24 protein-coding genes, 1 other RNA gene and 1 pseudogene are annotated in these 24,996 nt (G+C 64.9%); 21 read left to right on the forward strand and 5 right to left on the reverse strand.

Going from position 1 to position 24,996, the window contains the following annotated elements; translation table 11 throughout:
- The first annotated feature begins 35 nt into the window (after window positions 1-35).
- The gene (gene sspA / locus PVT67_RS02125; RefSeq protein WP_301497330.1) at window positions 36-665 is read left to right on the forward strand and encodes a stringent starvation protein SspA; all 630 of its coding nucleotides are present in this window, start codon (window positions 36-38) and stop codon (window positions 663-665) included.
- Window positions 655-1,095, forward strand: a complete 441-nt coding sequence (locus tag PVT67_RS02130) for a ClpXP protease specificity-enhancing factor (RefSeq protein ID WP_301497332.1) — start codon at window positions 655-657, stop codon at window positions 1,093-1,095. Before sspA ends, PVT67_RS02130 begins: the two co-directional genes overlap by 11 nt.
- Before the next feature lie 39 nt (window positions 1,096-1,134).
- Here PVT67_RS02130 and dolP read toward each other — a convergent pair whose 3' ends face one another.
- From dolP to PVT67_RS02150, 4 genes are read right to left on the reverse strand one after another with little or no spacing between them, the layout of a single operon-like run.
- On the reverse strand, window positions 1,135-1,701 hold the full coding sequence (gene dolP / locus PVT67_RS02135) for a division/outer membrane stress-associated lipid-binding lipoprotein (RefSeq protein WP_301497334.1): 567 nt from the start codon (window positions 1,699-1,701) through the stop codon (window positions 1,135-1,137).
- Window positions 1,702-1,703: 2 nt separating this feature from the next.
- Entirely contained in the window at window positions 1,704-2,291 is a 588-nt protein-coding gene (locus tag PVT67_RS02140) for a D-sedoheptulose-7-phosphate isomerase (RefSeq protein WP_301497336.1), read from the reverse strand.
- Between the two features lie 8 nt (window positions 2,292-2,299).
- Window positions 2,300-2,671, reverse strand: coding sequence for a YraN family protein (locus PVT67_RS02145; RefSeq protein ID WP_301497338.1), 372 nt, complete (start codon window positions 2,669-2,671; stop codon window positions 2,300-2,302).
- Window positions 2,622-4,412 (reverse strand): penicillin-binding protein activator, encoded by a 1,791-nt coding sequence (locus PVT67_RS02150; protein WP_301497340.1) that lies wholly within the window; start codon window positions 4,410-4,412, stop codon window positions 2,622-2,624. Before PVT67_RS02150 ends, PVT67_RS02145 begins: the two co-directional genes overlap by 50 nt.
- A 109-nt stretch (window positions 4,413-4,521) precedes the next feature.
- Here PVT67_RS02150 and rsmI point away from each other — a divergent pair, with 109 nt between their 5' ends.
- The 18 genes and pseudogenes from rsmI to lpxC all read left to right on the forward strand — a co-directional run bounded on the left by rsmI (window position 4,522) and on the right by lpxC (window position 23,733).
- A complete protein-coding gene (gene rsmI / locus PVT67_RS02155; protein ID WP_301497342.1) occupies window positions 4,522-5,355 on the forward strand; it encodes a 16S rRNA (cytidine(1402)-2'-O)-methyltransferase in 834 nt (277 codons plus the stop codon).
- 28 nt (window positions 5,356-5,383) lie between these two features.
- An RNA gene (gene rnpB, locus PVT67_RS02160) (RNase P RNA component class A) lies at window positions 5,384-5,734 on the forward strand.
- 462 nt (window positions 5,735-6,196) lie between these two features.
- A complete protein-coding gene (gene mraZ / locus PVT67_RS02165) occupies window positions 6,197-6,658 on the forward strand; it encodes a division/cell wall cluster transcriptional repressor MraZ (RefSeq protein WP_301497344.1) in 462 nt (153 codons plus the stop codon).
- The gene (rsmH, locus tag PVT67_RS02170; RefSeq protein WP_301497346.1) at window positions 6,655-7,593 is read left to right on the forward strand and encodes a 16S rRNA (cytosine(1402)-N(4))-methyltransferase RsmH; all 939 of its coding nucleotides are present in this window, start codon (window positions 6,655-6,657) and stop codon (window positions 7,591-7,593) included. The genes mraZ and rsmH overlap by 4 nt, the downstream gene beginning before the upstream one ends.
- On the forward strand, window positions 7,586-7,900 hold the full coding sequence (ftsL, locus tag PVT67_RS02175; RefSeq protein WP_301497349.1) for a cell division protein FtsL: 315 nt from the start codon (window positions 7,586-7,588) through the stop codon (window positions 7,898-7,900). The genes rsmH and ftsL overlap by 8 nt, the downstream gene beginning before the upstream one ends.
- Window positions 7,897-9,645 (forward strand): peptidoglycan D,D-transpeptidase FtsI family protein, encoded by a 1,749-nt coding sequence (locus PVT67_RS02180; protein WP_301497351.1) that lies wholly within the window; start codon window positions 7,897-7,899, stop codon window positions 9,643-9,645. The genes ftsL and PVT67_RS02180 overlap by 4 nt, the downstream gene beginning before the upstream one ends.
- Complete coding sequence (locus PVT67_RS02185; RefSeq protein WP_301497353.1) at window positions 9,638-11,119, forward strand: UDP-N-acetylmuramoyl-L-alanyl-D-glutamate--2,6-diaminopimelate ligase; 1,482 nt, start codon at window positions 9,638-9,640, stop codon at window positions 11,117-11,119. Before PVT67_RS02180 ends, PVT67_RS02185 begins: the two co-directional genes overlap by 8 nt.
- Window positions 11,113-12,522 (forward strand): UDP-N-acetylmuramoyl-tripeptide--D-alanyl-D-alanine ligase, encoded by a 1,410-nt coding sequence (locus PVT67_RS02190; protein ID WP_301497355.1) that lies wholly within the window; start codon window positions 11,113-11,115, stop codon window positions 12,520-12,522. Before PVT67_RS02185 ends, PVT67_RS02190 begins: the two co-directional genes overlap by 7 nt.
- Window positions 12,516-13,595: a phospho-N-acetylmuramoyl-pentapeptide-transferase gene (mraY, locus tag PVT67_RS02195; RefSeq protein ID WP_301497358.1), complete on the forward strand. Its 1,080-nt coding sequence runs from the start codon at window positions 12,516-12,518 to the stop codon at window positions 13,593-13,595. The genes PVT67_RS02190 and mraY overlap by 7 nt, the downstream gene beginning before the upstream one ends.
- Window positions 13,595-14,842 carry a UDP-N-acetylmuramoyl-L-alanine--D-glutamate ligase gene (gene murD / locus PVT67_RS02200; RefSeq protein WP_301497360.1) on the forward strand — a complete coding sequence of 416 codons (1,248 nt, stop codon included), beginning with the start codon at window positions 13,595-13,597 and terminating at the stop codon, window positions 14,840-14,842. The genes mraY and murD overlap by 1 nt, the downstream gene beginning before the upstream one ends.
- 47 nt (window positions 14,843-14,889) lie before the next feature.
- Window positions 14,890-16,005, forward strand: a pseudogene (ftsW, locus tag PVT67_RS02205) (cell division protein FtsW); the annotation flags it as partial.
- A gap of 79 nt (window positions 16,006-16,084) precedes the next feature.
- Window positions 16,085-17,149 carry an undecaprenyldiphospho-muramoylpentapeptide beta-N-acetylglucosaminyltransferase gene (gene murG / locus PVT67_RS02210; RefSeq protein WP_301497364.1) on the forward strand — a complete coding sequence of 355 codons (1,065 nt, stop codon included), beginning with the start codon at window positions 16,085-16,087 and terminating at the stop codon, window positions 17,147-17,149.
- A gap of 14 nt (window positions 17,150-17,163) precedes the next feature.
- Entirely contained in the window at window positions 17,164-18,561 is a 1,398-nt protein-coding gene (murC, locus tag PVT67_RS02215; protein ID WP_301497366.1) for a UDP-N-acetylmuramate--L-alanine ligase, read from the forward strand.
- The gene (locus tag PVT67_RS02220; protein WP_301497368.1) at window positions 18,558-19,457 is read left to right on the forward strand and encodes a D-alanine--D-alanine ligase; all 900 of its coding nucleotides are present in this window, start codon (window positions 18,558-18,560) and stop codon (window positions 19,455-19,457) included. The genes murC and PVT67_RS02220 overlap by 4 nt, the downstream gene beginning before the upstream one ends.
- Before the next feature lie 9 nt (window positions 19,458-19,466).
- Window positions 19,467-20,189 carry a cell division protein FtsQ/DivIB gene (locus PVT67_RS02225; protein ID WP_301497370.1) on the forward strand — a complete coding sequence of 241 codons (723 nt, stop codon included), beginning with the start codon at window positions 19,467-19,469 and terminating at the stop codon, window positions 20,187-20,189.
- The gene (gene ftsA / locus PVT67_RS02230; RefSeq protein WP_301497372.1) at window positions 20,186-21,424 is read left to right on the forward strand and encodes a cell division protein FtsA; all 1,239 of its coding nucleotides are present in this window, start codon (window positions 20,186-20,188) and stop codon (window positions 21,422-21,424) included. The genes PVT67_RS02225 and ftsA overlap by 4 nt, the downstream gene beginning before the upstream one ends.
- A gap of 33 nt (window positions 21,425-21,457) precedes the next feature.
- Window positions 21,458-22,651 carry a cell division protein FtsZ gene (gene ftsZ, locus PVT67_RS02235; RefSeq protein WP_301497374.1) on the forward strand — a complete coding sequence of 398 codons (1,194 nt, stop codon included), beginning with the start codon at window positions 21,458-21,460 and terminating at the stop codon, window positions 22,649-22,651.
- Between the two features lie 161 nt (window positions 22,652-22,812).
- Window positions 22,813-23,733 (forward strand): UDP-3-O-acyl-N-acetylglucosamine deacetylase, encoded by a 921-nt coding sequence (gene lpxC / locus PVT67_RS02240; RefSeq protein ID WP_301497376.1) that lies wholly within the window; start codon window positions 22,813-22,815, stop codon window positions 23,731-23,733.
- On the opposite strand, the gene PVT67_RS02245 is transcribed toward lpxC, so the two are convergent.
- Complete coding sequence (locus tag PVT67_RS02245; protein WP_301497378.1) at window positions 23,730-24,203, reverse strand: DUF721 domain-containing protein; 474 nt, start codon at window positions 24,201-24,203, stop codon at window positions 23,730-23,732. The two genes, lpxC and PVT67_RS02245, sit on opposite strands and share 4 nt — an antisense overlap.
- Between PVT67_RS02245 and PVT67_RS02250 the strand changes: the two genes are divergently transcribed.
- Window positions 24,192-24,980, forward strand: coding sequence for a M23 family metallopeptidase (locus tag PVT67_RS02250; protein WP_301497381.1), 789 nt, complete (start codon window positions 24,192-24,194; stop codon window positions 24,978-24,980). The two genes, PVT67_RS02245 and PVT67_RS02250, sit on opposite strands and share 12 nt — an antisense overlap.
- Window positions 24,981-24,996: the final 16 nt, after the last annotated feature.

A 24,996-nucleotide genomic window follows, 5' to 3' on the forward strand; every position in this document is an offset into this window, starting at 1 on the left:
TTGCTGTTTTTTGCGTTTTTTTCTGGAGGCTTAAGATGGCGTTGGCAGCCAACAAACGCTCTGTGATGACTCTTTTTGGTGGTGGTACCGACATGTACAGCCACCAGGTTCGTATCGTACTGGCCGAGAAAGGCGTGACCTTCGACATCGTCGAAGTGGATCTGTCCAATCCCCCGGAGGATCTGGTCGAACTGAATCCCGACGTCAGCGTGCCCACCCTGGTGGACAGGGAAGTCACCCTGTATCGCGCCGACATCATCAACGAATACCTGGACGAGCGTTTCCCGCACCCGCCCCTGATGCCGGTCTACCCTGTGATGCGCGGCAATGCCCGCCAGACCATGTACCGCATCCAGAAGGACTGGTACGCCCTGGCCGAGCGCATCGAGCGTGGCGACAAGGCCGACGAAGCCCGCCAGGAACTGCGCGAAGGCCTGCTGGCCCTGGCGCCGCTCTTTGCCGACACGCCCTTCTTCCTGAGCGAAGAATTCGGCCTGATGGACTGCGTGCTGGCGCCGCTGCTGTGGCGCCTTGGCCACCTGGGTGTGGAACTGTCCGGCCGTGGCGCCAAGGAGATCCGTACCTATATGGCGCGCATCTTCGAACGCGAGTCCTTCCAGGCTTCCCTGTCCGACGCCGAACGGGAAATGAGCCATGGCGCCTGAGCGCCTGATGAAACCCTGTAGGCCCCACCTGCTGCGGGCCTACTACGAATGGTTGCTGGATAACGACCTGACCCCGCACTTAGTGGTGGACGCCACCCAGGACGGGGTCGAAGTGCCCCAGGAGCACGTGCGGGACGGCCAGATCGTCTTGAACATTGGCCCCGGTGCCGTGGCCAACCTGAACATGGGTGACAACGACCTGGTGTTCAACGCCCGCTTTGGCGGCGTGCCCAGGCGCCTGGTGGTGCCCATGGCTGCCGTGCTGGCCATCTATGCCCGTGAAAACGGGGCTGGTACCGCCTTCGACGACGAGCCTTTCTACCAGGCCCTGCGCGAAGGCAAGGTCGCCTTGGAAGGGGAAGGGCCGGATGACGATCCGGAGCCGCCCAAGCCGGGCAAGAAGGCGCCTTTCCTCAAGGTAGTGAAATAAAAAAACCGGCATCTGCCGGTTTTTTTATTGGGGTTCGCCTCAGCGGTATTGGAAGACCTTGACCACCCGGGTCACGCCCGAGACGTTGCGGGCGATGTTGGCGGCGCTGTCGCCCTCCTGGTGGCTGACCAGGCCCATCAGGAACACCTCGGCGTTCTCGGTGACCACCTTGACGGCGGAGCTGTCGAGATCGCTGGCGATGAGCTTGCCCTTGACCACTGAGGTGAGCCAGGTGTCATGGGTGCGGGTGGACAGGCGGGTCGGGGTCATCAGCCGGATCTGGTTGTTGACCTTGCTTACGCCCGGAACCTTCTGGGCCTGGCTGACGATGCGGGTGCGCAGTGCCTCGCCGGGGGCCTGGCCCACCAGCAGCACCTCGCCGTTCATGGACACGACGCTGACGTGGGTGTTGCTGCGCAGCTCGGGGTCGCTGCTGATGATGCCGGTTATCTTCAACTCTATGCTTTCGTCGTCGATGTAGGCACCGACGGTGCGCCTGTCGTTGGCGACGCTGGCGGTGCCGGCGGCGCCGGCCACCAAGGCGACGGCGCATCCTTGGAGCAGCATTGTTGCCATCAGGCAGGCTGTCATCACGGCTTTGTTCATGGTCAGTCTTCCTGGCTGAAGAGGGTGGAGTCGATGGCGTCGCACAGGGCGTGCAGCACCAGGATGTGGACTTCCTGAGTACGGGCCGGCCTGTAGCCGGGAACCCGGATCTCCACGTCATTCGGGCCCAGCAGGCCGGCCATCTCGCCGCCATCCATGCCGGTCAGGGCCAGTATGGTCATGTCGCGGGACAGGGCGGCTTCCATGGTCTTGATGAGATTACGGGAGTTGCCTGACGTGGAGATGACCAGCAGCACATCCCCAGGCTGGCCAAGGGCCCTGACCTGCTTGCTGAAGACTTCGTTGAAGCTGTCGTCGTTGCTGACGGCGGTCAGCATGCCGCTGCCGCCACCCAAGGCCAGGGCCGGCAGGCTGGGGCGCTCGGTTTCGAAGTGGTGCATCAGCAGGTTGACGAAGTGCTGGGCGTGCAGGCCGCTGCCACCATTGCCGCAGGCCAGGATCTTGTTGCCGGCCAGCAGGCAGTTGACCAGCATCATGGCCCCCTGGGCTATGGCGTCGGGCAGGGCTTCGCTGGCCACTATCTTGGTTTGAATGCTCTCGGTAAAACTGTCTTTGATCCGATCCAGCATGAATACTCCTAAATGCCAAAGGCCCCCTTCAACCAGAGGGGCCCCTGTTCACCTTCATAAATCACCACGTCGAAGCGGCACTGGCAGTCCCACTCGTTGAGGCCTTGTTCCTTGAGGAAGCGCCTGGCGCTTTGCCAAAGCCGGGCCTGCTGGGCGCGGCTGATGGCGTGGACGGCGCCGCCGAAGCCGGTCTGGCTACGGTATTTGACCTCCACGAACACCCACAGAGGTCCTTCCTTCATCACCAGGTCAAGCTCGCCACCGCGGTAGCGCACGTTGCGGGCGACGGGGCTCAGCCCCTGCTGCTTTAACCAGCGTTCGGCGTCCTGCTCAAAGTGCCGGCCCTTGGCTGTCCTGCTCGGGAAGAGGCGGAATGACATGGTCCTGAACCTGGGTGTTGCCGCCCCTGATGGTGACCCATTGCAGGCGGCGGTGGATGACGCCGTTGCCGTCGATGCCGATGCTGCCGGAAATGCCTTGTACCGGTTCGCTGCCTTCGATGCGCAGGGTGGCCATGCGCGGCAGCAGGCGGGCGGCATCATAGCCCATGGCGAACAGCCGTTCCAAGGCGCTGGGCCAATGGGGGCGGAGCTGGGTCAGCAACTGGCGCATGGCCAGGGCCGGCCCCTGCTGGCTGACGAAATAGGGCATCTCCGAGAAACTCAGGCCGTTGAAATCGCGCAGGCCGGCCGGGTTCTCCAGATCGGGGTGGCCCCGCGACGAGGTATAGGCGGCAATGGGGTCCGCGAAGGGGCTGATGGTGACGTCGATGAAGGCTTTCATCAGCCCCACTTCTTCCTTGTCCCCCAGCAGGTAGAGGAAATCCACGTCACGGCGGGAGCGGGCCTCGGCGACCAGATCGTGGCCAAGCAGATCTTCCACCTGGCCGATGCGGGCCTTGGAGTCGTTGATCTTGAGCAGATCGCGGATCCCCTGTTCCAACTGCTGGCGGTTGCCGAAAAGGCGCATATCCACCGGCTCTTCATGGCCGTATTGGCGCCAGCGCTCGATGAAAGCCTGGGCCTGGCGGTTGTTGGTGGCGCTGTCCAGGCCGATCAGCAGCGGGTGTTCTGCCTTGCGGTCCACCGCCTCCTCGGCGGCCTGGGCCGCTTCGTCTTCCGGCGCCAGGGCGAAGAAATAGCTGTCGGCAACGCCGGGGCGGAACACCCGGTTCAGGGCCAGCCAGGGCACGTCGACATTGCCGCTTTGCTGCAGGGCCTCCACCTGGGGCCTGAGCAGGGGGCCCACCAGCATGTCGGCGCCTTCGCTCTTGGCCTGCTGCCAAGCGGCAACGGCGTCATTGGCACTGTCCAGCACCACCAGCTGGGCCGGCTGGCCGCTGTCCAGCCAGGCGGCGACGAAGCCGTCACGGATGGCCTGGCCCTGGGCGGCGAAGCTGCCGGTCAAAGGCAGCAGCAGGGCGACCTTGGTGGGCTGGTACTCGGTGATCTGGGTCAATTGCTCCAGGGATTGGGGCAGGTAACGGCCCGGCAGGGAGTTGGGATACTGCTGCTGCCAGGCGCTGATGGCGTCCTTGAGGGCCGGGCCGCGCTTTTCCTTGGCCAGTTGCTGCAGGCTGAGCCAGGGGGCCCAGCTGGCATCCAGTTGGCTGGTGTCGGCCTTGGGCAGCAGGCTCCAGATGCGATCGCTAATGCGGGCCTGTTGGACGGAGTCACTGCTGGCCTCGGCCAGTTGGGCCAGGGCCTGGATCTGGGCGTTGACGTCGCCGGAGAGCTCGGCCAGGCGGGACTTGAGGCGCAGGCGCTGGGTCTCGAAGGCCTGGGGCATGGGGCTCGCGAGGAGGGCGGCGGCGGCGGCGTAGTCTTCACGGGCCATGGTCGCCTGGGCGGCCAGCAACTGGTAGGCGGCCAAGGCTGCCGGCTGGGTCAGCTGACCCTTGAGAGCCGCCAAGACGCTGTCCACCTTGGCCCAATCCGCAGCCTGGGCATAGGCGCGACCGGCCTGCAGTTGCCACAGCAGCTTGTCCTGGCCCTCTGCCTGGCGGGCCTTGTCCAGGTATTCGCTGGCCTTGGCGTAGACCGGGCTGGCCAGCCTGCCGCTCCATTCATCCCTGGGGCCTGTGCTGGCGCAGTGGCTGAGTGCCAACGCCAGGCACAGCATGGCTGCGCTCCGTGTTAGAATCCTGGTCATTTGCCGTCTTACGTCCTCGCTGAAACTGTGCCTAGTGTATGCGAGGGGCCATAGCGACACAAACAGAGGGCCCACTCCCATGAATGACACCAAAGGCACCCTTTACATAGTCCCCACGCCCCTGGGTAATCTGGGGGATATCAGCCAACGGGCCCTGAACGTGCTGGGCGAAGTAGCGCTGATCTGTGCCGAGGACACCCGCCACACAGGGCAGCTGCTGCACCATTTCGCCATCCGCACTCCCACCCAGTCCCTGCATGACCACAACGAGAAGCAGAAAGCCGGCTTTATCATCGGCAAGCTGGAAGGGGGCATGGACGTGGCCCTGGTGTCGGACGCCGGCACGCCGCTTATCTCGGACCCCGGCTATACCCTGGTCAGCCAGTGCCGTGAGGCGGGGATCAAGGTGGTACCGCTGCCGGGCCCCTGCGCCGCCATCACGGCCCTGTCCGCCTCTGGCCTGCCCACGGACCGCTTTGCTTTCGAAGGTTTCCTGCCCGCCAAGCAGAGCGCCCGCCTGGCCCAGTTGGAGGCCCTGGCCGAGGAGCCCCGCACCCTGGTCTTCTACGAGTCACCCCGCCGGGCGCTGGACTGCCTCAAGGACATGGCGCAGGTCTTCGGCCCAGAGCGCCAGGTGGTGCTGGCCAAGGAGCTGACCAAGACTTTCGAGACCCTTCATGGCGCCCCTGCCGCCGAACTCATCACCTGGTTGCAGGAAGACGAGGATCGCCAGAAGGGGGAGATGGTGCTGATGGTGGCGCCCGCTCCCAAGGCGGCGGAACTGCCCAAGGCGGCGGTGAAGCTCTTCCTGGCCCTGGCCGAGGAGCTGCCCCGCAAGAAAGCGGCAACTCTGGTGGCCGACGCCTTCGATCTGAAGAAGAACGCCCTCTATAACCTGGGACTGGAGGGCTGAGGCGGGCCCATGTATACTGCGCCTCCGCAGAGTCGGCCGGACGGTCGCTGCCCACGCAAGTGGGGGGAGGAAAGTCCGGGCTCCGCAGGGCAGGGTGCCAGGTAACGCCTGGGCGGCGCAAGCCGACGACCAGTGCAACAGAGAGTAGACCGCCGATGGCCTTAGGGCACAGGTAAGGGTGAAAGGGTGCGGTAAGAGCGCACCGCGCGGCTGGCAACAGTTCGTGGCACGGTAAACTCCACCCGGAGCAAGACCAAATAGGCCCCCAATACGCGTGGCCCGCGCGGGGGGCGGGTAGGTTGCTTGAGCCAGTGAGTGATTGCTGGCCTAGACGAATGACCGTTCAAGACAGAACCCGGCTTACAGGCCGGCTCTGCGGACTTGATTCTTGAACAAAGAAGCCGCCTTGGGGCGGCTTCTTTGTTTTTGGGTGAGCGGTGTTGGAAGCCGTCCCTGGCGCCACGCCCGGCTCGCTCGTCCTGAGGCTCGCGTCTGGCTGCGCCCCGGCTTACTCGGACCCTCCTGGTCCTCGCCCTAAGGGCCATCGTCGCCAGGCTCCGATGTTCAAATCTGCTCCTGGCAGATTTGTCGGGCTTCACCACCACAATTCACCACGCTATTGGGGCCTTGTTTAATTTTCCAGGGCTGGAGCTTCAATGCGGGTTAAATGCCGGGCTTTAAAACACTTGCTTTTCAGCCTGTTGCAATAAGGCTGCAGGCCGCGTCACAACTGGATTTTCCCTTGCTTGACAAGCTTGAAGGCCACCCCCTAGACTTGGCTTCGTGGGGAATTGTGGGAAATTGTGGCAAAAATTGCTAACCCAAGGGAAGAATAAGAACGATGTTTCGTGGTGCGAGCGAAGTGAGCCTGGACAGCAAAGGACGGCTCGCGATACCCAAGCGGTATCGCGATCGGCTCCTTGCTGACTGCGAAGGCCAGCTGGTCTGCACCATAGATATCCACCAACCCTGCCTCTTGCTCTACCCCCTGGCGGAATGGGAACTGATAGAGCGCAAGCTCAGCCGCCTCTCCTCCATGAAACCCGCCGAGCGCCGCATGCAGCGCATGCTGCTCGGCCACGCCACCGAACTGGACCTGGACAACCAGGGACGGGTGCTCCTCACCGGTCCCCTTCGCAACCATGCCGGCCTGGACGGCAAGGTGATGCTGGTGGGCCAGTTCAACAAATTCGAGATCTGGTCGGATACGGCCTGGCAGGCGCAGATCGCCGCCGACATGGCCGCCATCGGCGATGGTGCCGACTTGGAACTCACCGACGCCCTGAAGGACTTTTCACTGTGACCGAACACGTTAGCGTACTGCTGGGCGAAAGCATCGAGGCCTTGGCCATCAAGCCGGATGGCCTCTACGTGGACGGCACCTTTGGCCGTGGCGGCCATTCCCGCGCCATCCTGGCAAAGCTGGGGCCGGAAGGCCGCCTCATCGCCATCGACCGGGATCCCACCGCCATAGCCGCCGCCAAGGCCATGGCCGATCCGCGCTTTTCCATCATCCAGGGGCCTTTCTCTGGTCTCGCCGAGTACCTGACCGAGGCAGGTGTCGCCGGCCAGGTGGACGGCCTGCTGCTGGATCTCGGGGTTTCTTCGCCCCAGCTGGACGACGCCGAGCGGGGTTTCAGCTTCCTGCGCGACGGGCCTTTGGACATGCGCATGGATCCCACCAGCGGTGAAAGCGCCGCCGATTGGCTCAACCGCGCCGAGGCCGATGACATCGCCTTCGTGCTCAAGACCTTCGGCGAGGAGCGCTACGCCAGGCGCATCGCCCGCGCCATAGTGGAACGCCGCAACCAGGCGCCCCTGTCCCGTACCAACGAACTGGCCGACCTTATCGCCAAGGCCGCCCCCAGCAAGGAAAAGCACAAGCACCCTGCTACCCGCTCCTTCCAGGCCATCCGCATCTACATCAACAGCGAGCTGGACGAGGTGAAAAAGGCCCTGGATGGCGCCCTGCGCGTCCTCAAGCCCGGCGGCCGGCTGGCGGTGATCAGCTTCCACAGCCTGGAAGACCGCCTGGTCAAGCAGTTCATCCGCGCCCAGGAAAAGGGCCCAGAGCTGCCCCCCGGCCTGCCGGTGACCCAGGACCAGATCAAGCACCACAAGAAATTGAAGTCCCTGGGCAAGCCCATCTTCCCCAGCGAAGAAGAGACCCAGGCCAACCCCCGCGCCCGCAGCTCGGTGCTGCGGGTGGCGGAGCGGACGGAGGCGCCCCATGGCTGAACGCCAGCCCCGGCTTGCCGCCCTTATCGCAGCTGAACTCTGGCAGTCCAAGTGGCTGCTTTTGCTCTTTTTTGCGGTTATCGCTTCGGCCTTTGCCGTGGTCGACCTGGCCCAGGGCAATCGCCTGCTCACCGCCGAGAAGGAGCAGCTGATGGTGGAGCGGGAAAGCCTGGACGTGGAGTGGCGCCACCTCAACCTGGAGGAAGGGGCCCTGGGTGAGCACAGCAGGGTCGAAGGCATAGCCCAGCGCCAGATGAACATGAAGCGGGTCGCCCGCACCGACGAAAAGGTCATAGAGCTCAAATGAGCAAGAGGCACGCACGTAACCGCGTCAAGCCCGGCGTCATCAACTGGCGCCACTTGTTCGCCATCGCTGTGATGGGCGCCGTCTTCACGGCGCTGGTGGCCCGTGCTGCCTATATCCAGGTGATCTCCCCCGACCGGCTGCGCCAGGAAGGGGACAACCGCTCCCTGCGGGTGACCTCCACCCAGGTGCCGAGGGGCCTCATCACAGACCGCAACGGCGAGGAACTGGCGGTGTCGGTGCCGGTGGATGCCATCTACGCCGATCCCAAAGTGGTGCTGGACAAGGGCGGCCTGCAGGACAAACGCCGCTGGCAGGCCCTGGCCGAGGTGCTGGGTACCGACGCCCATGACCTGATGGACAAGATAAGCTCCGACCCCAGCCGCCGCTTCGTCTACCTGCAGCGCCAGGTGACCCCGGCCATGGCCCACTACGTCAAGGAACTGAAGATCCCCGGCATCGGCCTGAAGCGGGAATCCAAGCGCTACTACCCCACGGGGGAAGTGGACGCCCACATCATCGGCTTCACCAACATCGACGACCATGGCCTGGAAGGCATAGAGCGGACCTATGACGATCTGCTGACCGGCACTCCCGGCAAGCGCAAGGTGCGCAAGGACGGCCTGGGCCGGGTGGTGGAATCCCTCGGCACCCTGCAGGCGGCGGAGAAGCCCCAGGAACTGCAACTGACCATAGACCAGCGCATCCAGGCCCTGGCCTACCGGGAGCTGAAGAAGGCGGTCAGCTACTACGAGGCCACCAGCGGCTCAGTAGTGGTGGTGGACGTGCCTACCGGCGAGGTGCTGGCCATGGCCAACGTGCCCTCCTACAACCCCAACAACCGCACCGACGTCAAAGCCTATCAGCTGCGCAACCGCGCCATCACCGACGTTTTCGAACCCGGCTCCACCGCCAAGCCCCTGGCCATGATGGCGGCCCTGGACAACGGCGCCGTCAAGCTGGACCAGAAGATAGACACCAACCCGGGCTGGATGCGCCTGGGCGGTCGCCGGGTGCAGGACCACCGCAACCTCGGCGTCATCGATCTCACCACCATCATCGAGAAGTCCTCCAACATGGGCATCGCCAAGCTGGCCCTGGCCCTGCCCAAGGAAGAGCTGCTGGGCACCTACACCAAGTTCGGCTTCGGCTCCGAAACCGGCATCGACCTGGTGGGGGAATCTGCCGGCCTCTTCCAGTACGACAGGCCGCGCTGGTCCGAATTCGAGCTGGCCACCCTGGCTTTCGGCTACTCCATCAGCGTCACCCCGGCCCAACTGGCCCGCGCCTACGCCACCCTGGGCAACGAAGGCCGCCGCCTGCCCCTGTCCATCATCAAGGGCCTGCCCCATCCTCCGGCCGAGCAGGTGGTCAAGCCCAAGGTGGCCAGGGAAGTGCTGCACATGATGGAGTCCGTGGTGCGCCCAGGCGGCACGGCGCCCAAGGCCGCCGTACCCGGTTACCGGGTGGCGGGCAAGACGGGCACGGCCCGCAAGGCCGTGGCCGGCGGCTACGGCAACGAATACGTGGCCAGCTTTGCCGGCCTGGCGCCGGCCTCCCATCCCAAGCTGGCCATAGTGGTGATGATCAACGAACCCAGCGGCGACCTCTATTACGGCGGCGACGTGGCGGCTCCGGTGTTCTCCAGCGTCATGGGCGGCGCCTTGTCGCTGCTCAACGTCACACCGGACGCCATCACACCCGACATGAGGGTGGCCGCAAGCGACAAGGAGATGCACCGTGGCTGATTGGACCCTGCAGCAACTGCTTTCGCCCTGGTGTGACCTGGACAGCCAGGTGGCCGTGACCGACCTGAGCCTGGATTCCCGCCAGGCCGGCCCCGGCTGCCTCTTTGTCGCCATACCCGGCCACCAGGTGGACGGCCGCGACTTCATCGACCAGGCCCTGGAGCGGGGCGCCAGTGCCGTGCTGGCGGAAGGGGAAGAAGCTGGCCTCAGCCTGCGTGGCGGCAAGCCCCTGGTGACCCTGCCCGACCTGCGCCGGCGGCTGTCCGCCATCGCCTGGCGCTTCTTCGGCGAGCCGGCCATCCTGCCGGTGGGCATCACCGGCACCAACGGCAAGACCACCACTTCGCAATTGTTGGCCCAGCTCTGTGACAAGCTGGACAGGCCGGCCGGCATCGTCGGCACCCTGGGCGCGGGCCGCTTCAACGCCCTCGAGCCAGCCCTCAACACCACCCCGGACGCCATAGGGGTGGCCAGGACCCTGGCCGGCCTTGCCGCCCAGGGTTGCCAGGTGGCGGCCATGGAAGTGTCCAGCCACGCCCTGATGCAGGGCCGGGTCAGCGCAGTGCCATACAAGGTGGCGGTTTTCACCAACCTCAGCCGCGATCACCTGGACTACCACGGCACCCTGGGGGCCTATGCCGCCGCCAAGGCCCAGCTCTTCGACTGGCCGACCTTGGACGCCTCCGTCATCAACGCCGACGACCCCCTGGGGGAAGCCTGGCTACGTGAGCGCAAAGGCCGCCAGCACTGCATCGCCTTCGGTCTTTCGCCGTTGGATCCCGACATCGCCGACCAGGTGCTCTTTGTGACCGACGTGCGCCCCCATTTGGGCGGCGTGCGGGCCCGGGTGCTGGGCAGCTTCGGCGAGGCCGAGCTGGCCTCGCCGCTGCTGGGCCTGTTCAACCTCTCCAACCTGCTGGCGGCCATCGCCGCCGGCCTGGCCCTGGGCCTGCCTTTGGACGAACTCTGCGCCGCCGCCACCTTCGTCAAGGCCGTCACAGGCCGCATGCAGACCATTGAGAAACCAGGAAAGCCGCTGGTGGTGGTGGACTATGCCCACACCCCCGACGCTCTGGAAGTGGCCCTCAAGGCATTGCGCTTCCACACCAAGGGCAAGCTCTGGTGCGTCTTCGGCTGCGGCGGCGACAGGGATCCGGGCAAGCGCCCCCTGATGACCCAAGCCGTGGCCAGGGGCGCCGATATCGGCGTGCTGACGGCGGACAATCCCCGCTCCGAGGATCCCATGGCCATCATTCAGCAGATGTTGGCAGGCGGCCATTATGGTGACGCCATGCAGGTGGTGGCGGACCGTCGGGACGCCATCCGCCATGCCATCTCAATGGCGGCGCCGGGGGACCTGGTGTTGGTGGCCGGCAAGGGCCACGAGGATTACCAGGAGATCCGAGGCCGCCGCCTGCCCTTTAGCGATATCGAGGAAGTCCAGCGAGTGCTGGACGAGGAGGCGTCATGCTGAACCTGCCCCTGTCGGAAATTGCCAAGGCCCTGGACGCCGAGCTGGTGGGCCAGGACCTGACCATCAGCCTGGTCAGCACCGACACCCGCAATCTGCAGGGCGGCGAGCTGTTCATCGCCTTGCAGGGTGAGCGCTTTGACGCCCACGACTTCATCCAGGACGCCCGCAAAGCCGCGGCATTGGTGGTGAGCCGGCCCGTGGACAGTGTCCAGCCCCAGCTGCTGGTCAAGGACACCCGCCTGGCCCTGGGCCGCCTGGGCCAGTACCTCAAGGACAAGCTGCATCCCCAGTCCGTGGCCTTGACCGGCTCCTGCGGCAAGACCACCGTCAAGGAGATGCTGGCCGCCATCCTGGCCCAGGTCGGCCCCGTACTGGCCACCCAGGGCAACTTCAACAACGACATAGGCGTGCCCCTGACGCTGCTGCGCCTCGAGCCACAGCACCGGTTCGGCGTCTTCGAGCTGGGTGCCAACCACGAAGGGGAGATCGCCTACACCGCCTCCCTGGTCAACGCCGACGTGGTGCTGGTCAACAACGTGGCCCCCACCCATCTGCAAGGCTTCGGCACCCTGGCCGGCATAGCCCGCGCCAAGGGCGAGATCTACGGCGCCCTCAGGGCCGGCGGCACCGCCGTCGTCAACCTGGACGACGACTTTGCCCCCGATTGGCTGGCCCAGCTCAAGGACCACAAGGTGCTGACCTTCGGCCACAAGGCCGGGGCCGATGTCAGCGCCTCGAACATCGTCGACCTGCTGGACGGCGGCAGCCGTTTCGAGCTGCACCTGCCCGGCCAAAGCCTGGCAGTGACCATGCCGCTGCCCGGCCAAAGCCTGGCAGTGACCATGCCGCTGCCCGGCCTGCACAACGTGGCCAACGCCATGGCCGCGGCGGCCTGCGCCTATGCCCTGGGCATCGACGCCAAGGCCATAGCGGCGGGGCTGGCTCAGGTCAGGCCCGTTCCCGGTCGCCTCAACATCAGGGCCCTGGCCCACGGCCGCCTCATCGACGACACCTACAACGCCTCTGTGGGGGCCGTGCGCGCCGCTATCGACGCCCTGGCCCGCTACCCGGGCCGGCGGGTGCTGGTGCTGGGGGATCTCGGCGAGCTGGGGGAAAAGGCCCGGCACTACCATGCCGAACTGGGCCACTACGCCAAGGAAATGGGCATAGACAACCTCTTCACCCTGGGGGTGCTGAGCCAGGCGGCCAGCGACGCCTTCGGCCTTGGGGCCGGGCATTACGACAACAGGGAAGGGCTGGTCTCCAGCCTGGCCCAGGCCTTGGCGGCAGAGACGGCCGAGGTCAGCATCTTGGTTAAAGGCGCGCGCAGTTCGCGCATGGAGTTGGTAGTGGATTTGATAGCGGCGAGCCGGTTGGCGGCTCCTGAGGGCCTGGCATGTTAGTCTGGCTGGCGGAATACCTCGCCCATTACATCAATGGGTTCCATGTCTTTTCCTACCTGACGTTCAGGGCCATCTTGAGTGCCCTGACGGCGCTGATCCTGTCCGTCTACATGGGGCCGCGCCTCATCAAGGCCCTGGTGCGCCTGCAGGTGGGCCAGACGGTCCGCGACGACGGCCCCCAGTCCCACCTCTCCAAGTCCGGTACCCCCACCATGGGCGGCATCATGATACTGCTGTCGGTGACGGTGGCTGCCTTGGCCTGGGCCAACCTGGACAACGTCTATGTCTGGGTGGTGCTCTTCGTGCTGCTCTCCTACGGCGCCATCGGCTTCGTGGACGACTACCGCAAGGTGGTGCGCAAGGATCCCAAGGGCCTCATCGCCCGTTGGAAGTACTTCTGGCAGTCGGTGGTGGCCCTGGGCGTGGCTTTCTTCCTCTATGTCCAGGCCAGGCCCGAGGAAACCCAGCTGGTGCTGCCCTTCCTCAAGGACGTGATGCCCCAGCTCGGGCTCTTCTACATAGTGCTGACCTACTTCGTGATGGTGGGCACCTCCAACGCCGTCAACCTCACCGACGGCCTGGACGGCCTGGCCATCATGCCCACCGTCATGGTGGCGGCGGCCTTCGCCCTCATCGCCTATGTCACCGGCAACGTCAACTTCGCCAATTACCTGCACATCCCCTATGTGCCCCAGGCCTCCGAGCTGGTGATCCTCTGCACCGCCCTGGTGGGAGCCGGCCTCGGCTTCCTCTGGTTCAACACCTACCCGGCCCAGGTGTTCATGGGGGACGTGGGTTCCCTGGCCTTGGGCGGCACCCTCGGCATCATCGCCGTGCTGGTGCGCCAGGAAATTTTGCTGGTGATCATGGGCGGCGTCTTCGTCATGGAGACGGTGTCGGTGATCCTGCAGGTGGGCTCCTACAAGCTGCGCGGCCAGCGCATCTTCCGTATGGCGCCCATCCACCACCATTACGAACTCAAAGGCTGGCCTGAGCCCAGGGTGATAGTCCGTTTCTGGATAATCTCCCTGATCCTGGTGCTGATCGGCCTGGCAACCTTGAAGGTGCGCTGATGATAGGGGTCGTGGGTCTGGGACTGAGCGGTATGGCGACCATCTCCTGGCTGAAGGCCAGGGGCCTGGCCGTGCATGCCTTCGACACCCGCGACAATCCGCCGGGCCTGGCCCAGCTGCCGAGCGACGTGCCCGTCACTTTGGGGCCCCTGGACGCCGCCAAGCTCAGCCAGTGCCATTACCTGGTGCTGAGCCCGGGCCTGGCCAAGGACGTGCCAGCCATCCAAGATGCCGGCGTCGAGGTGCTGGGGGACGTGGAGCTTTTCGCCCGCTCGGTCGAGGCCCCCGTCATCGCCATCACCGGCTCCAACGGCAAGAGCACAGTCACCACCCTGGTGGGGGACATGGCGGCCAGGGCCGGCATCAAGGTGGCGGTAGGGGGCAACATAGGGGTGCCCGTGCTGGCCCTGCCCATGGACGCCGAGCTCTATGTGCTGGAGCTGTCCAGCTTCCAGTTGGAGACCACCTCCAGCCTCAAGGCGGTGGCGGCCACCATCCTCAACCTGAGCCCGGATCACCTGGACCGTTACGACGGCATGGCCGGTTACGCTCGCGCCAAGCAGCGCATCTATGAGCATGCCGAGCACTGCATCTACAACAGCGACGACAAGGCGACCCGGCCTGCCAAGGGCGGCGTCAGCTTCGGCGAACAGGGCCAGTACCACCTGGCCGACGGCTGGCTGAGCAAGGGCGAGACGCCCCTTATCCGCAGTTCCGATGTGTGCTTGCTGGGCCGCCACAACCACTTCAACGCCCTGGCGGCCCTGGCCTTGGGAGAGGCGGCCGGCATTCCCCTGGCCGCCATGCTGGAGAGCCTCAAGCACTTCGGCGGCCTGCCACACCGCTGCGAGCCGGTGGCCGACAAGGGCGGGGTGCGCTTCGTCAACGACTCCAAGGCCACCAACCTCGGCTCCACCGAGGCGGCCCTGGACGGCTTTGCCGATATCCCTGGCGACATCATCCTGCTGGCCGGCGGTGACGCCAAGGGCGCGGATCTCAGCCCGCTCAAGGCGCGCCTCGGCAAGGTGCGCGAGCTTATCTGCTTCGGCAAGGACGGCGCCGCCATCGCCGCCCTCAAGGCCGGCTGCCACCTGGTGGCGAGCCTCGACGAGGCGGTGCCCCTGGCCGCCAGCCTGGCCAAGGCAGGCGACCTGGTGCTGCTGTCTCCGGCCTGTGCCAGCCTGGACCAGTTCAAGAACTTCGAGGCGCGGGGCGCGCGCTTTCGCGAACTGGTGGAGGCCCTATGATCGCCATGCTGCGTGAGCGCTTCTTCCAGAGCGAGGCCGAACCGGCCCTCTACGACCGCGGCCTTATCGCAGTAGTGCTGGGGCTGATGGCCTTCGGCTGGGTGATGATCGCCTCGGCCTCCATGCCGGAGGCGACCCGCCTCACCGGCGATCCTTTCCATTTCATCTACCGCGAGACGGCCTTCGTGCTGGGGGCCCTGGTGCTGGCGGTGATCACCCTGCAGATCCCCATCGCTGTCTGGGCCAGGTTCAACGGCTACCTGCTGCTGGCGGCCATGGGCATGCTGGCGGTGGTGCTGGTGGTGGGCCACTCGGTGAACGGCGCCACCCGCTGGATAGCCATAGGCCCCATACACCTCCAGGCCGCCGAGCCGGCCAAGCTGTTCCTCTTCGCCTATCTCTCCGGCTACCTGGTGCGCCGCCACCAGGAAGTGCGGGAAAACCTAGTGGGCTTCTTGAAGCCCCTGGGGGTCTTCTTCCTGATGGCGCTGATGCTGCTGATGCAGCCCGACCTCGGCACCGTAGTGGTGATGCTGGTCACCACCCTGGGCCTGTTGTTCCTGGCCGGCGCCCGGGTCTGGCAGTTCATCGCCATGATCATCATGGGGGTCGCGGCCCTGGTGCTGCTGGTGGTCACCGAGCCCTACCGCATGAAGCGGGTCACCGGCTTCCTCGACCCCTGGGCCGACCCCTTCGGCACCGGCTACCAGCTGACCCAGTCCTTGATGGCCTTCGGCCGCGGCGGCCTGACCGGCCAGGGTCTCGGCAACTCCATCCTCAAGATGGAATACCTGCCCGAGGCCCACACCGACTTCATCATGGCCATAGTGGCCGAGGAGCTGGGTTTCGTGGCCATAGCCCTGCTGATGCTGGTCGTCTTCTGGGTGGTGCTGCGGGCCCTGAAGATAGGCCGCGACGCCATGGCCAACGAGCGCTTCTTCGAGGGCTTCTTCGCCTACGCCATCGCCATCTGGGTCGCCTTCCAGGCGGCCGTGAACCTGGGGGTGGCGGCCGGTGCCTTCCCCACCAAGGGCCTGACCATGCCGCTGGTGAGTTACGGCGGCTCCAGCCTCTGGATCATGACCATAGCCCTGATGGTGCTGGTGCGTATCGACCATGAAGGCCGCCTGGCCGGCCAGCAGGCCAGGGGAGGCCGCTCATGAAAAGACTGATGGTGATGCCAGTGGGTATCAGCGGCGGCCGCCGCCTGGCAGGGCTAAACGAAGCCAGGGGAGGCCGCTCATGAAACGTCTGATGGTGATGGCCGGTGGTACCGGCGGGCACATATTCCCGGCCCTGGCCGTGGCCCAGCAGCTACAGAAGGAAGGCTGGTTGGTGGATTGGCTGGGCACCCCCAGCCGCATGGAAGCCGATCTGGTACCCAAGTACGACATCCCCCTGCATTTCGTACACATCGAAGGGGTGCGCGGCAATGGCCTCAAGCGGCTGCTGGTCACCCCCTTCAAGCTGGTCAAGGCGGTCTGGGATGCCTGGCGCCTCTTCGGCCGCCTGCAACCGGCCGTGGTGCTGGGCATGGGCGGCTTTGCCTCAGGCCCCGGCGGCATCGCCGCCAGATTGCGTGGCATTCCCCTGGTGCTCCATGAACAAAACGCCGTGGCCGGTGTCACCAACAGGTACCTGGCCAAGGTGGCCAGCAAGGTGCTGCAGGCCTTCCCCGGCGCCTTCGACAAGGCTCCTGTGGTGGGCAACCCCATCCGCGAGCTGCTGTTCAAGATCGAGCGCCACCGCCACAGCGGCCCGCTGCGGGTGCTGGTGATCGGCGGCAGCCTGGGCGCCCAGGTCTTCAACGAGGTGCTGCCAGAGGCCTTCGCCAAGGCCGGGGTGCCGCTGGATGTCTTCCACCAGACCGGCAAGGGCCGCAGCCAAGCGGTGCAGCAGCGCTACGACGAGCTGGGCTTCGAGGCCAAGGTCTCGGACTTCGTGGACGACATGGCCGCCGCCTACGGCTGGGCCGATGTGGCCATCTGCCGGGCCGGCGCCCTGACGGTCTCAGAACTGGCCGCAGTGGGGCTGCCGTCGATACTGGTGCCCCTGCCTATTGCGGTGGACGACCACCAGACCCAAAATGCCCGCTTCCTCACCGAACACCATGGGGCCCTGCTGCTGCCGCAGCCCCAATTGAATGCCGAACGTGTCGCTTCCCTGTTGCGGGAGTGGCACTACGACCCAGAACAGCTGGCGACGATGGGCGAGCAGGCCCACCGCCAGGCCAAACCCGATGCGACCGAGGCCGTGGCCTCGGTCTGCCGGCACTTAGCCGGCTATGAGAAGAGTGAAAGACTATGACCAGAACAGGCCCAATGCGCCGCGTTGAGCGGATCCACTTTGTCGGCATCGGTGGTGCCGGCATGGGGGGTATCGCCGAAGTCCTGCTGGGCGAAGGGTACGAAGTGACAGGCTCCGACCTGAGCCGCAACGCCGTGACCGACAGGCTGGCCAGCCTGGGTGCCATCATCTGGCCTGAGCACAAGGCGGAACAGGTCCAGGACGCCTCTGTAGTGGTGGTCTCCAGCGCCATCAAGGGTGACAACCCCGAGGTGCTGGCCGCCCGTGAGCGCCGCATTCCCGTGGTGCGCCGCGCCGAGATGCTGGCCGAGCTGATGCGCTTTCGCCAGGGCATAGCCGTGGCCGGTACCCACGGCAAGACCACCACCACCAGCCTGGTGTCCAGCCTGCTCTTCGAAGGAGGCCTGGATCCGACCTTCGTCATCGGCGGCAAGCTTAACTCCCACGGCACCAACGCCAAGCTGGGGACCGGCAACTACCTGGTGGCGGAGGCGGACGAGTCAGACGCCTCTTTCTTGCACCTGCAACCGCTGATGGCGGTGGTCACCAACATAGAGCCAGACCACATGGACACCTATGGCGGTGACTTCGAGAAGCTCAAAGCCACCTTCGTCGACTTCCTGCACAACCTGCCTTTCTACGGCCTGGCCGTGCTGTGCATGGACGATCCCGTGGTGCGTGATCTGGCCAGCCCCGAGCTGGGCCGCCAGTACATCACCTACGGCTTCCATGAGAGCGCCGACGTGCGCGGCCGGGATTTCTCCCAGAACGCCAACCAGAGCCGCTTCGTGGTGGAGCGCGCCGGCCATGACCCCCTGCAGGTGACCCTCAACCTGCCTGGCCGCCACAATGCCCAGAACGCCCTGGCCGCCATCGCCATCGCCACCGATCTCGGCATCAGCGACGCCGCCATCCAGGCCGCCCTGGCCAAGTTCCAGGGCATAGGCCGCCGCTTCCAGCATTACGGCGACTTCGCTACCAGCAAGGGCAAGGTGATGCTGGTGGACGACTATGGCCACCACCCCTCCGAGGTGGACGTCACCATCAAGGCGGCCCGTGCCGGCTGGCCGGAAAAGCGCCTGGTGATGGTGTTCCAGCCTCACCGCTATACCCGTACCCGCGACCTCTACGAAGATTTCGCCGAGGTGCTGAGCCAGGTGGACGCCCTGGTGATGCTGGACGTCTACAGCGCCGGCGAAGCCCCCATTGCCGGTGCCGACAGCCGTTCCCTGTGCCGCACCATCCGCTCCCGCTCCAAGCTCGAACCGGTGTTCGTCTCCAGCCTCGAGGACGTGCCGCGGGTGCTGCATGAGCTGATGCAGGATGGGGATCTCGTCATTACCCAGGGAGCCGGTAACGTCGGCGCCCTGGCCAAGACCCTGGCCGACGCCGGCCTGGAGGTGCAGTCATGAGCAAAGTTGCAGTCTTGCTGGGCGGCCGTTCCGCCGAAAGGGACATCTCCCTGTTGTCCGGAAACGCCGTGCTGCGCGGCCTGGTGGCCGGCGGCGTCGACGCCCATGCCTTCGACCCGGCCGAAAAGCCCCTGGAAGATCTCAAGAAGGAAGGCTTCGACAAGGTTTTCATCGCCCTCCACGGCCGTGGCGGCGAGGACGGCACTGTCCAGGGCGCCCTGGAATGGCTGGGCCTGCCCTACACGGGCAGCCGGGTGCTGGGCTCGGCCCTGGCCATGGACAAGGTGCGCACCAAGCAGATCTGGCAAAGCCTGGGTCTGCCTACCGCGGATTTCTGGATCTTGGGCGACGGCCAGTTGGACGAGGAAATGGCCGCTGCTATCATGGCCGGCCCCGTTATGGTCAAGCCCTCCCGTGAAGGTTCCAGCCTTGGCATGCGCAAGGCCAGCACTGTGGATGAATTGAAAGAAGCGGTGGCCGCGGCGGCGGCCCTGGACCAGGTGGTGCTGGTGGAACGCTGGATCAATGGCCCCGAATTTACCGTCGGCGTCCTGGACAACCAGCCGCTGCCGGTGATCCAGATGAAGACCCCCAATTGCTTCTATGACTATGAGGCCAAGTACAAATCCAACACCACCCAGTACCTGATCCCCTGCGGCCTTGAGCCGGCGCGGGAGGAGGAGCTCAAGCAGCTGGCCATGAAGGCCTTTGCTGCCGTGGGCGCCGAGGGCTGGGGCCGGGTGGACGCCATGCTGGACGAGCATGGCCAATTCCAGTTGCTGGAAGTGAATACGGTGCCGGGCATGACCGAGAAGAGCCTGGTACCCAAGGCCGCGGCCGCCACAGGGCTGGATTTTTCCGCCCTGGTTTGCCGCATCCTGGCTTCGGCCCGCTGAGGACAGCGGGTGCGCGGTTGGGGTTTTTGGCTGGGGCTCGGCTTTTTTGCCCTGGTGTGCCTGGGGTTCATGGCCGGTGGTCTGGCCCTGTGGCACACCATGCAGGACCAGGGCAAGTTGCCGGTTGAGAGCATAGAGGTGAAAGGGGAGCATCCCCACACCTCGGCCGCACAGATCCGCGCCGCCCTCAACCAGAAGCCCCTGGGCAGTTTCTTCACGGTGGACGTGAACCAGGTGCAGCAAAGGCTCGAGGCCCTGCCCTGGATCTACCAGGCGGCGGTGCGCAAGGCCTGGCCCAGGAAGTTGCAGCTGTTCCTGGTGGAGCAGCATCCGGTGGCGGTATGGAACGACAAGGCCCTGTTGAACGACCAGGGCCAGGTGTTCAAGGCCGCCATGGGGGAGGCCGAGCAGCAGCTGGTGCACCTCTACGGCGATGACGACAATGCCGCCGAGGTGCTGGCGGGCTACCAGGGCCTGGCCACCCTGCTGGAAGGCAGCGGTTACCAGCTGGCGGCGGCCTGGTGTTCGGACCGTAACAGCTGGGATCTGCAGCTCAAAGACGGCCTGAAGATAGTACTGGGCCGGGAAGACACCCTGAGAAGGGTGCAGCGCTTTATCGACAGCTTCCCCTTCCTGAAGGGGGAGCAAAGGCAGCCAGCCTATCTGGACATGCGGTATGACACCGGTTTCGCGGTGGGTTGGCAGGAAGAGGAAAAGAAAGAGAAGCCATGACCAAGGCAACGGACAGAAAGCTTATCGTTGGGCTCGACATCGGCACCTCCAAGATAGTGGCGGTGGTGGGCGAGGCCTTGCCCGACGGCCAGATCAATGTACTCGGCGTCGGCAACCACCAGTCCCGTGGCATGGACAAGGGCGGCGTCAACGATCTGGACTCCGTGGCCCAGTCGGTGCAGCGGGCCGTGGACGAGGCCGAGATGATGGCTGACTGCCAGGTCAGCGCCGTTTACCTGGCGATCTCCGGCCGCCATGTCGATTGCCGCAACGAGTCCGGCATGGTGCCCATCAACGACGCCGAGGTCTCCCAGGACGACGTGGACGCCGTGATCCACACCGCCAAGTCGGTGCAGATCCCCGAAGGCCGCCGCATCCTCCATGTGCTGCCCCAGGAATTCAGCATCGACACCCAGGAAGGCATCAAGAGCCCCATCGGCATGAGCGGCGTGCGCCTGACCGCCAACGTGCACCTGGTGACCTGTGCCAACGACATGGCCCGCAACATCATCAAGTGCGTGGAGCGCTGCGACCTGCGCGCCGACCAGTTGATCTTCTCGGCCCTGGCCTCCAGCTATGCCGTCCTCACCGACGACGAAAAGGAACTGGGGGTCTGCGTGGTGGACATGGGCGCCGGCACCATGGACATGGTGGTCTACACCAATGGCGCCATCCGCCACACCGCCGTGATACCGGCGGCCGGCAACCAGGTGACCTCGGACATCGCCAAGATCTTCCGTACGCCGCTCAGCCATGCCGAAGAGATCAAGACCCGCTACGCCTGTGCCATCAAGAGCCTGGTGAGCAAGGAAGAGAACATCGAAGTGCCGTCCGTGGGTGGCCGGCCTTCACGCACCATGAGCCGCCACACCCTGGCGGAAGTGGTGGAACCCCGCTACCAGGAGCTCTTTGAACTGGTGCAGGAAGAGCTGCGCAAGAGCGGGCTCGAAGAACAGATCGCCGCCGGCATAGTCTTGACCGGCGGTACAGCCCAGATGGAAGGCGCCATTCAGTTCGCTGAAGAGATCTTCCAGATGCCGGTGCGGCTCGGTATGCCGCTGCCGGTCAAGGGCTTGAGCGACTACGTCGCCGACCCCCGTTTCGCCACCGCCATGGGCCTGTTGCACTACGGCAAGGATGACAGTGCCGGCCGCAAGGTGGAGCGGATCTCGGTGGGGGAAGGTGTCAGTGGCCTCTGGACCAAGCTGCAGGGCTGGTTCAAGGGGAATTTTTAAGGACGAACAGGCAGACGATTGGAGACTGAAAAAATGTTTGAATTTGTCGATGGCCCTACCGATGAGGCCGTAATCAAAGTCATCGGCGTTGGTGGTGGCGGTGGCAACGCCGTCCAGCACATGGTGGAGCAGACCATTGAAGGGGTCGAATTCATCGCCGCCAACACCGATGCCCAGGCGCTGAAAAATTCCAACGCCCACGTCACCATCCAGCTCGGGTCCAGCGTGACCAAGGGCCTGGGTGCCGGCGCCAATCCCCAGGTGGGCCGCCAGGCCGCCGAGGAAGAGCGCGAACAGATCCGCGAAGTGCTGGAAGGGGCCGACATGGTCTTCATCGCCGCCGGCATGGGCGGTGGTACCGGTACCGGCGCTGCCCCCATAGTGGCGGAAGTGGCCAAGGAGCTGGGGATCCTGACCGTGGCCGTGGTCACCAAGCCCTTCCCCTTCGAGGGTAAGAAGCGCATGGCCTTCGCCCAGGAAGGGATCAACCAGCTGGAACAGCATGTCGACTCCCTGATCACCATCCCCAACGAGAAGTTGCTGAAGGTGCTGGGCAAGTCCACCAGCCTGCTGGCCGCCTTCAAGGCCGCCAACGATGTGCTGCTGGGCGCCGTCAAGGGCATCGCCGAGCTGATCACCCAGCCGGGCATGATCAACGTCGACTTCGCCGACGTCCGTACCGTGATGAGCGAGATGGGCAAGGCCATGATGGGTTCCGGCGTCGCCAGCGGCGAAGACCGTGCCCAGGAAGCGGCCGAACTGGCCATCTCCAGCCCGCTGCTGGAAGACGTGGATCTGGCCGGTGCCCGCGGCATACTGGTGAACATCACCGCCGGCATGAACCTGACCATCGAAGAGTTCGAGACCGTCGGTAACGCCGTCCAGGGCTTTGCTTCCGAACACGCCACCGTGGTGGTGGGTACGACCATAGACCCCGAGATGGAAGACGATATCCGCGTCACCGTCGTGGCCACCGGTATCGGCGGCACCGAGCGCAAGCCGGAGATCACCCTGGTGCAGAAGAACCCTGAGCCGGTGCGCCCCAGCCTCCAGCAGGCCAGCGGCGACGGTACCCATGGTCGTATGCCTGCCGCCCAGCCGGCCCCGGCGCCGCAGCCCGAGCTGCGCAAGGCCGAGGAGCCTGCCATGGCTGCGCCCAAGCGCAAGAGCCAGGCCGACCTGGACTACCTGGATATACCGGCCTTCCTGCGCCGTCAGGCCGACTAAGTTCGGCCTGCGCCCGGACAGCCGCCAAGGCGATTGCCGCAGTATTTGCGCAATTGCCCTCTGGTCCTGTCCAAGGGTTTTGGTATATCAATGGTGAAGTGTTATACTACTGCACCTTTTTTACACTGGTAGGGCCAGTCCCTGCCTGAGCGAGGCCACAGATGATTCGGCAACGTACCTTGAAGAGCGCCATCCGCGCCACCGGCGTAGGCTTGCACAGCGGCGATAAAGTGTCGCTGTGCCTGAAGCCTGCGCCCGTCAATACCGGTATCGTTTTCCGTCGCGTCGACCTCGACCCCGTGGTCGAGATCCCGGCGGACGGTCGCCTGGTCCAAGACACCATGCTGTGCACCTGCCTGCACGGCGAAGCCGGTGTCAAGGTGGCGACCATCGAGCATCTGTGCGCTGCCCTGGCGGGCCTCGGCGTCGACAACCTCTATGTTGAAATCGACTCCCCCGAGATCCCGATCATGGACGGCAGCTCCAGCCCCTTCGTGTTCCTCCTGCAGTCTGCCGGCATAGAGGAACAGCACGCCGCCAAGAAGTTCATCCGTATCAAGGATGTGATCCGGGTGGAAATGGGCGACAAGTGGGCCGAGTTCCGTCCTTACCAGGGCTTCAAGATGGATGTGGCCATCGACTTCAACCATCCGGCGATGGAAGGGCGCAACCAGCGCCTGGTGATGGATTTCTCCACCACCTCCTTCGTCAAGGAAGTCAGCCGTGCCCGCACCTTCGGCTTCATGAAAGACATCGAGACCCTGCGCGCCAACAACCTGGCGTTGGGGGGCTCCATGGAGAACGCCGTGGTGCTGGACGAGTACAAGATCCTCAACGCCGAGGGGCTGCGCTACGAAGACGAATTCGTCAAGCACAAGCTCCTGGATGCGGTGGGCGATCTCTACCTGGCGGGCCATTCCATCGTAGGTGAGTTCAAGTCCTTCAAGTCGGGCCATGCCCTCAACAACCTGCTGGTCAGGGAGATCCTGGCCAACCAGGAATGCTGGGAGCTGGTGACCTATGAGGACGAGGGAGACACTTCACCCATCTCCTACTTTGCGCCCGGCCTCAGCCTGGTCTAATCAGTCTCCGAACCATCCTGGCGGCGCTCACTGAGCGCCGCCAGTTTTTTCAGGCTCTCACTCAGCTTGCCACCGGTGCGCTCCGCCAGGGCTTCCAGCTCTTTGGCGGTGTTGGCGCTGATGCGCCTCTGGTTGCGGGGCTTGTTAACAACTTGCTGCCGGGATTTCACCAGGCCTGGGTTGATCCGCACATCAAGGCTGGTTAGGCTGGGGACGATTTGCCGCATCTGGCTTAACAATAACGACCGCTGCAGGCGCAGCTGGCTCAGCCAGGCTCCACTGGAGACCTCTATGACCAGCACACCGCCACGCAGGTTGGCGACCCGGCTATGTTGGCCGAGGGGCCCCTGCACCAGTTCCTGATAGTGTTGCTGCAGGGCATTGAGCTTGCCGGCCTTGCGCGACAGCTCTGCCAGGCCGGACAGGCTCTGGTTGAGCAGGCTCTCAAGATCGCTGGGATGCTCGGACATAACAAGGCCTTCACCATGACGTTGACCCTCATTATCGACGCCCAAGGGCGGCAACGGCAATGGCGGCTGCCGCTTTGGCTGCTGCTGATGTCGGTATGGACAGCGCTGCTGCTGTTCTGGAGCCTGTTGCCCAAGGCCGAAGCCCAGGTGCCTGTGGCCGACCCCCAGGCAAGGCTGGATACGGCCCGCTGGCAGGAAATGCAGCAGCGCTTGGCCCAGGCCGAAGGGCAGCTGGCCGGCCTCAAGGTCAGGGCCGAGCTGCTGTCACGCCAGCTGGGACTGGGGCCCGTCAAGCCCCTGGCAGGGGAAGGTGAGCTCAAGCAACTCGAGGAAGTGCTGGCCCGCCTTGAAAGCTGGCAGGGGCGTCACCATATGACATCCATGGCAGTTCCCTTGGACAAGAGCCGCAAGGCGTCCGGTTTCGGCTACCGCCTGGACCCCATCACCGGCAAGCCCCGTTGGCACAGCGGCCTGGACCTGGCCGCCCCCAAAGGCACAGAGGTCAAGGCCAGTGGCGACGGCCTGGTGACCTTCGCCGGCAGTTACGCCGGCTACGGCGAGCTGGTGGAGATCGACCACGGCGACGGCATTAAAAGCCGCTATGGCCACAACAGCCAGCTGCTGGTCAAAAGGGGAGACAAGGTCAAAAAAGGTCAGGTTATCGCCAGGGTAGGGCAGAGTGGCAGAGCCACCGGACCCCACCTGCACTTCGAAGTGCTGGCACTGAATCAGCCCAGGGACCCCGCGCATTTTGTGTATCGCCCGGGCGGGCTTTAAGGAATAATAGCCGGCA

Source organism: Gallaecimonas kandeliae (genome assembly GCF_030450055.1).
Classification (GTDB): Bacteria; Pseudomonadota; Gammaproteobacteria; order Enterobacterales; family Gallaecimonadaceae; genus Gallaecimonas; species Gallaecimonas kandeliae.

What these genes read in the sequence shown, in the direction of transcription:
- sspA (WP_301497330.1), top strand. Translation starts at nt 36, where the DNA reads ATGGCGTTGGCAGCCAACAAACGCTCTGTGATGACTCTTTTTGGTGGT.
- PVT67_RS02130 (WP_301497332.1), top strand. Translation starts at nt 655, where the DNA reads ATGGCGCCTGAGCGCCTGATGAAACCCTGTAGGCCCCACCTGCTGCGG.
- dolP (WP_301497334.1), bottom strand. Translation starts at nt 1,701, where the DNA reads ATGAACAAAGCCGTGATGACAGCCTGCCTGATGGCAACAATGCTGCTC.
- PVT67_RS02140 (WP_301497336.1), bottom strand. Translation starts at nt 2,291, where the DNA reads ATGCTGGATCGGATCAAAGACAGTTTTACCGAGAGCATTCAAACCAAG.
- PVT67_RS02145 (WP_301497338.1), bottom strand. Translation starts at nt 2,671, where the DNA reads ATGTCATTCCGCCTCTTCCCGAGCAGGACAGCCAAGGGCCGGCACTTT.
- PVT67_RS02150 (WP_301497340.1), bottom strand. Translation starts at nt 4,412, where the DNA reads ATGCTGTGCCTGGCGTTGGCACTCAGCCACTGCGCCAGCACAGGCCCC.
- rsmI (WP_301497342.1), top strand. Translation starts at nt 4,522, where the DNA reads ATGAATGACACCAAAGGCACCCTTTACATAGTCCCCACGCCCCTGGGT.
- mraZ (WP_301497344.1), top strand. Translation starts at nt 6,197, where the DNA reads ATGTTTCGTGGTGCGAGCGAAGTGAGCCTGGACAGCAAAGGACGGCTC.
- ftsL (WP_301497349.1), top strand. Translation starts at nt 7,586, where the DNA reads ATGGCTGAACGCCAGCCCCGGCTTGCCGCCCTTATCGCAGCTGAACTC.
- PVT67_RS02180 (WP_301497351.1), top strand. Translation starts at nt 7,897, where the DNA reads ATGAGCAAGAGGCACGCACGTAACCGCGTCAAGCCCGGCGTCATCAAC.
- PVT67_RS02190 (WP_301497355.1), top strand. Translation starts at nt 11,113, where the DNA reads ATGCTGAACCTGCCCCTGTCGGAAATTGCCAAGGCCCTGGACGCCGAG.
- mraY (WP_301497358.1), top strand. Translation starts at nt 12,516, where the DNA reads ATGTTAGTCTGGCTGGCGGAATACCTCGCCCATTACATCAATGGGTTC.
- murD (WP_301497360.1), top strand. Translation starts at nt 13,595, where the DNA reads ATGATAGGGGTCGTGGGTCTGGGACTGAGCGGTATGGCGACCATCTCC.
- murG (WP_301497364.1), top strand. Translation starts at nt 16,085, where the DNA reads ATGAAACGTCTGATGGTGATGGCCGGTGGTACCGGCGGGCACATATTC.
- murC (WP_301497366.1), top strand. Translation starts at nt 17,164, where the DNA reads ATGCGCCGCGTTGAGCGGATCCACTTTGTCGGCATCGGTGGTGCCGGC.
- PVT67_RS02220 (WP_301497368.1), top strand. Translation starts at nt 18,558, where the DNA reads ATGAGCAAAGTTGCAGTCTTGCTGGGCGGCCGTTCCGCCGAAAGGGAC.
- ftsA (WP_301497372.1), top strand. Translation starts at nt 20,186, where the DNA reads ATGACCAAGGCAACGGACAGAAAGCTTATCGTTGGGCTCGACATCGGC.
- ftsZ (WP_301497374.1), top strand. Translation starts at nt 21,458, where the DNA reads ATGTTTGAATTTGTCGATGGCCCTACCGATGAGGCCGTAATCAAAGTC.
- lpxC (WP_301497376.1), top strand. Translation starts at nt 22,813, where the DNA reads ATGATTCGGCAACGTACCTTGAAGAGCGCCATCCGCGCCACCGGCGTA.
- PVT67_RS02250 (WP_301497381.1), top strand. Translation starts at nt 24,192, where the DNA reads ATGCTCGGACATAACAAGGCCTTCACCATGACGTTGACCCTCATTATC.
- PVT67_RS02245 (WP_301497378.1), bottom strand. Translation starts at nt 24,203, where the DNA reads ATGTCCGAGCATCCCAGCGATCTTGAGAGCCTGCTCAACCAGAGCCTG.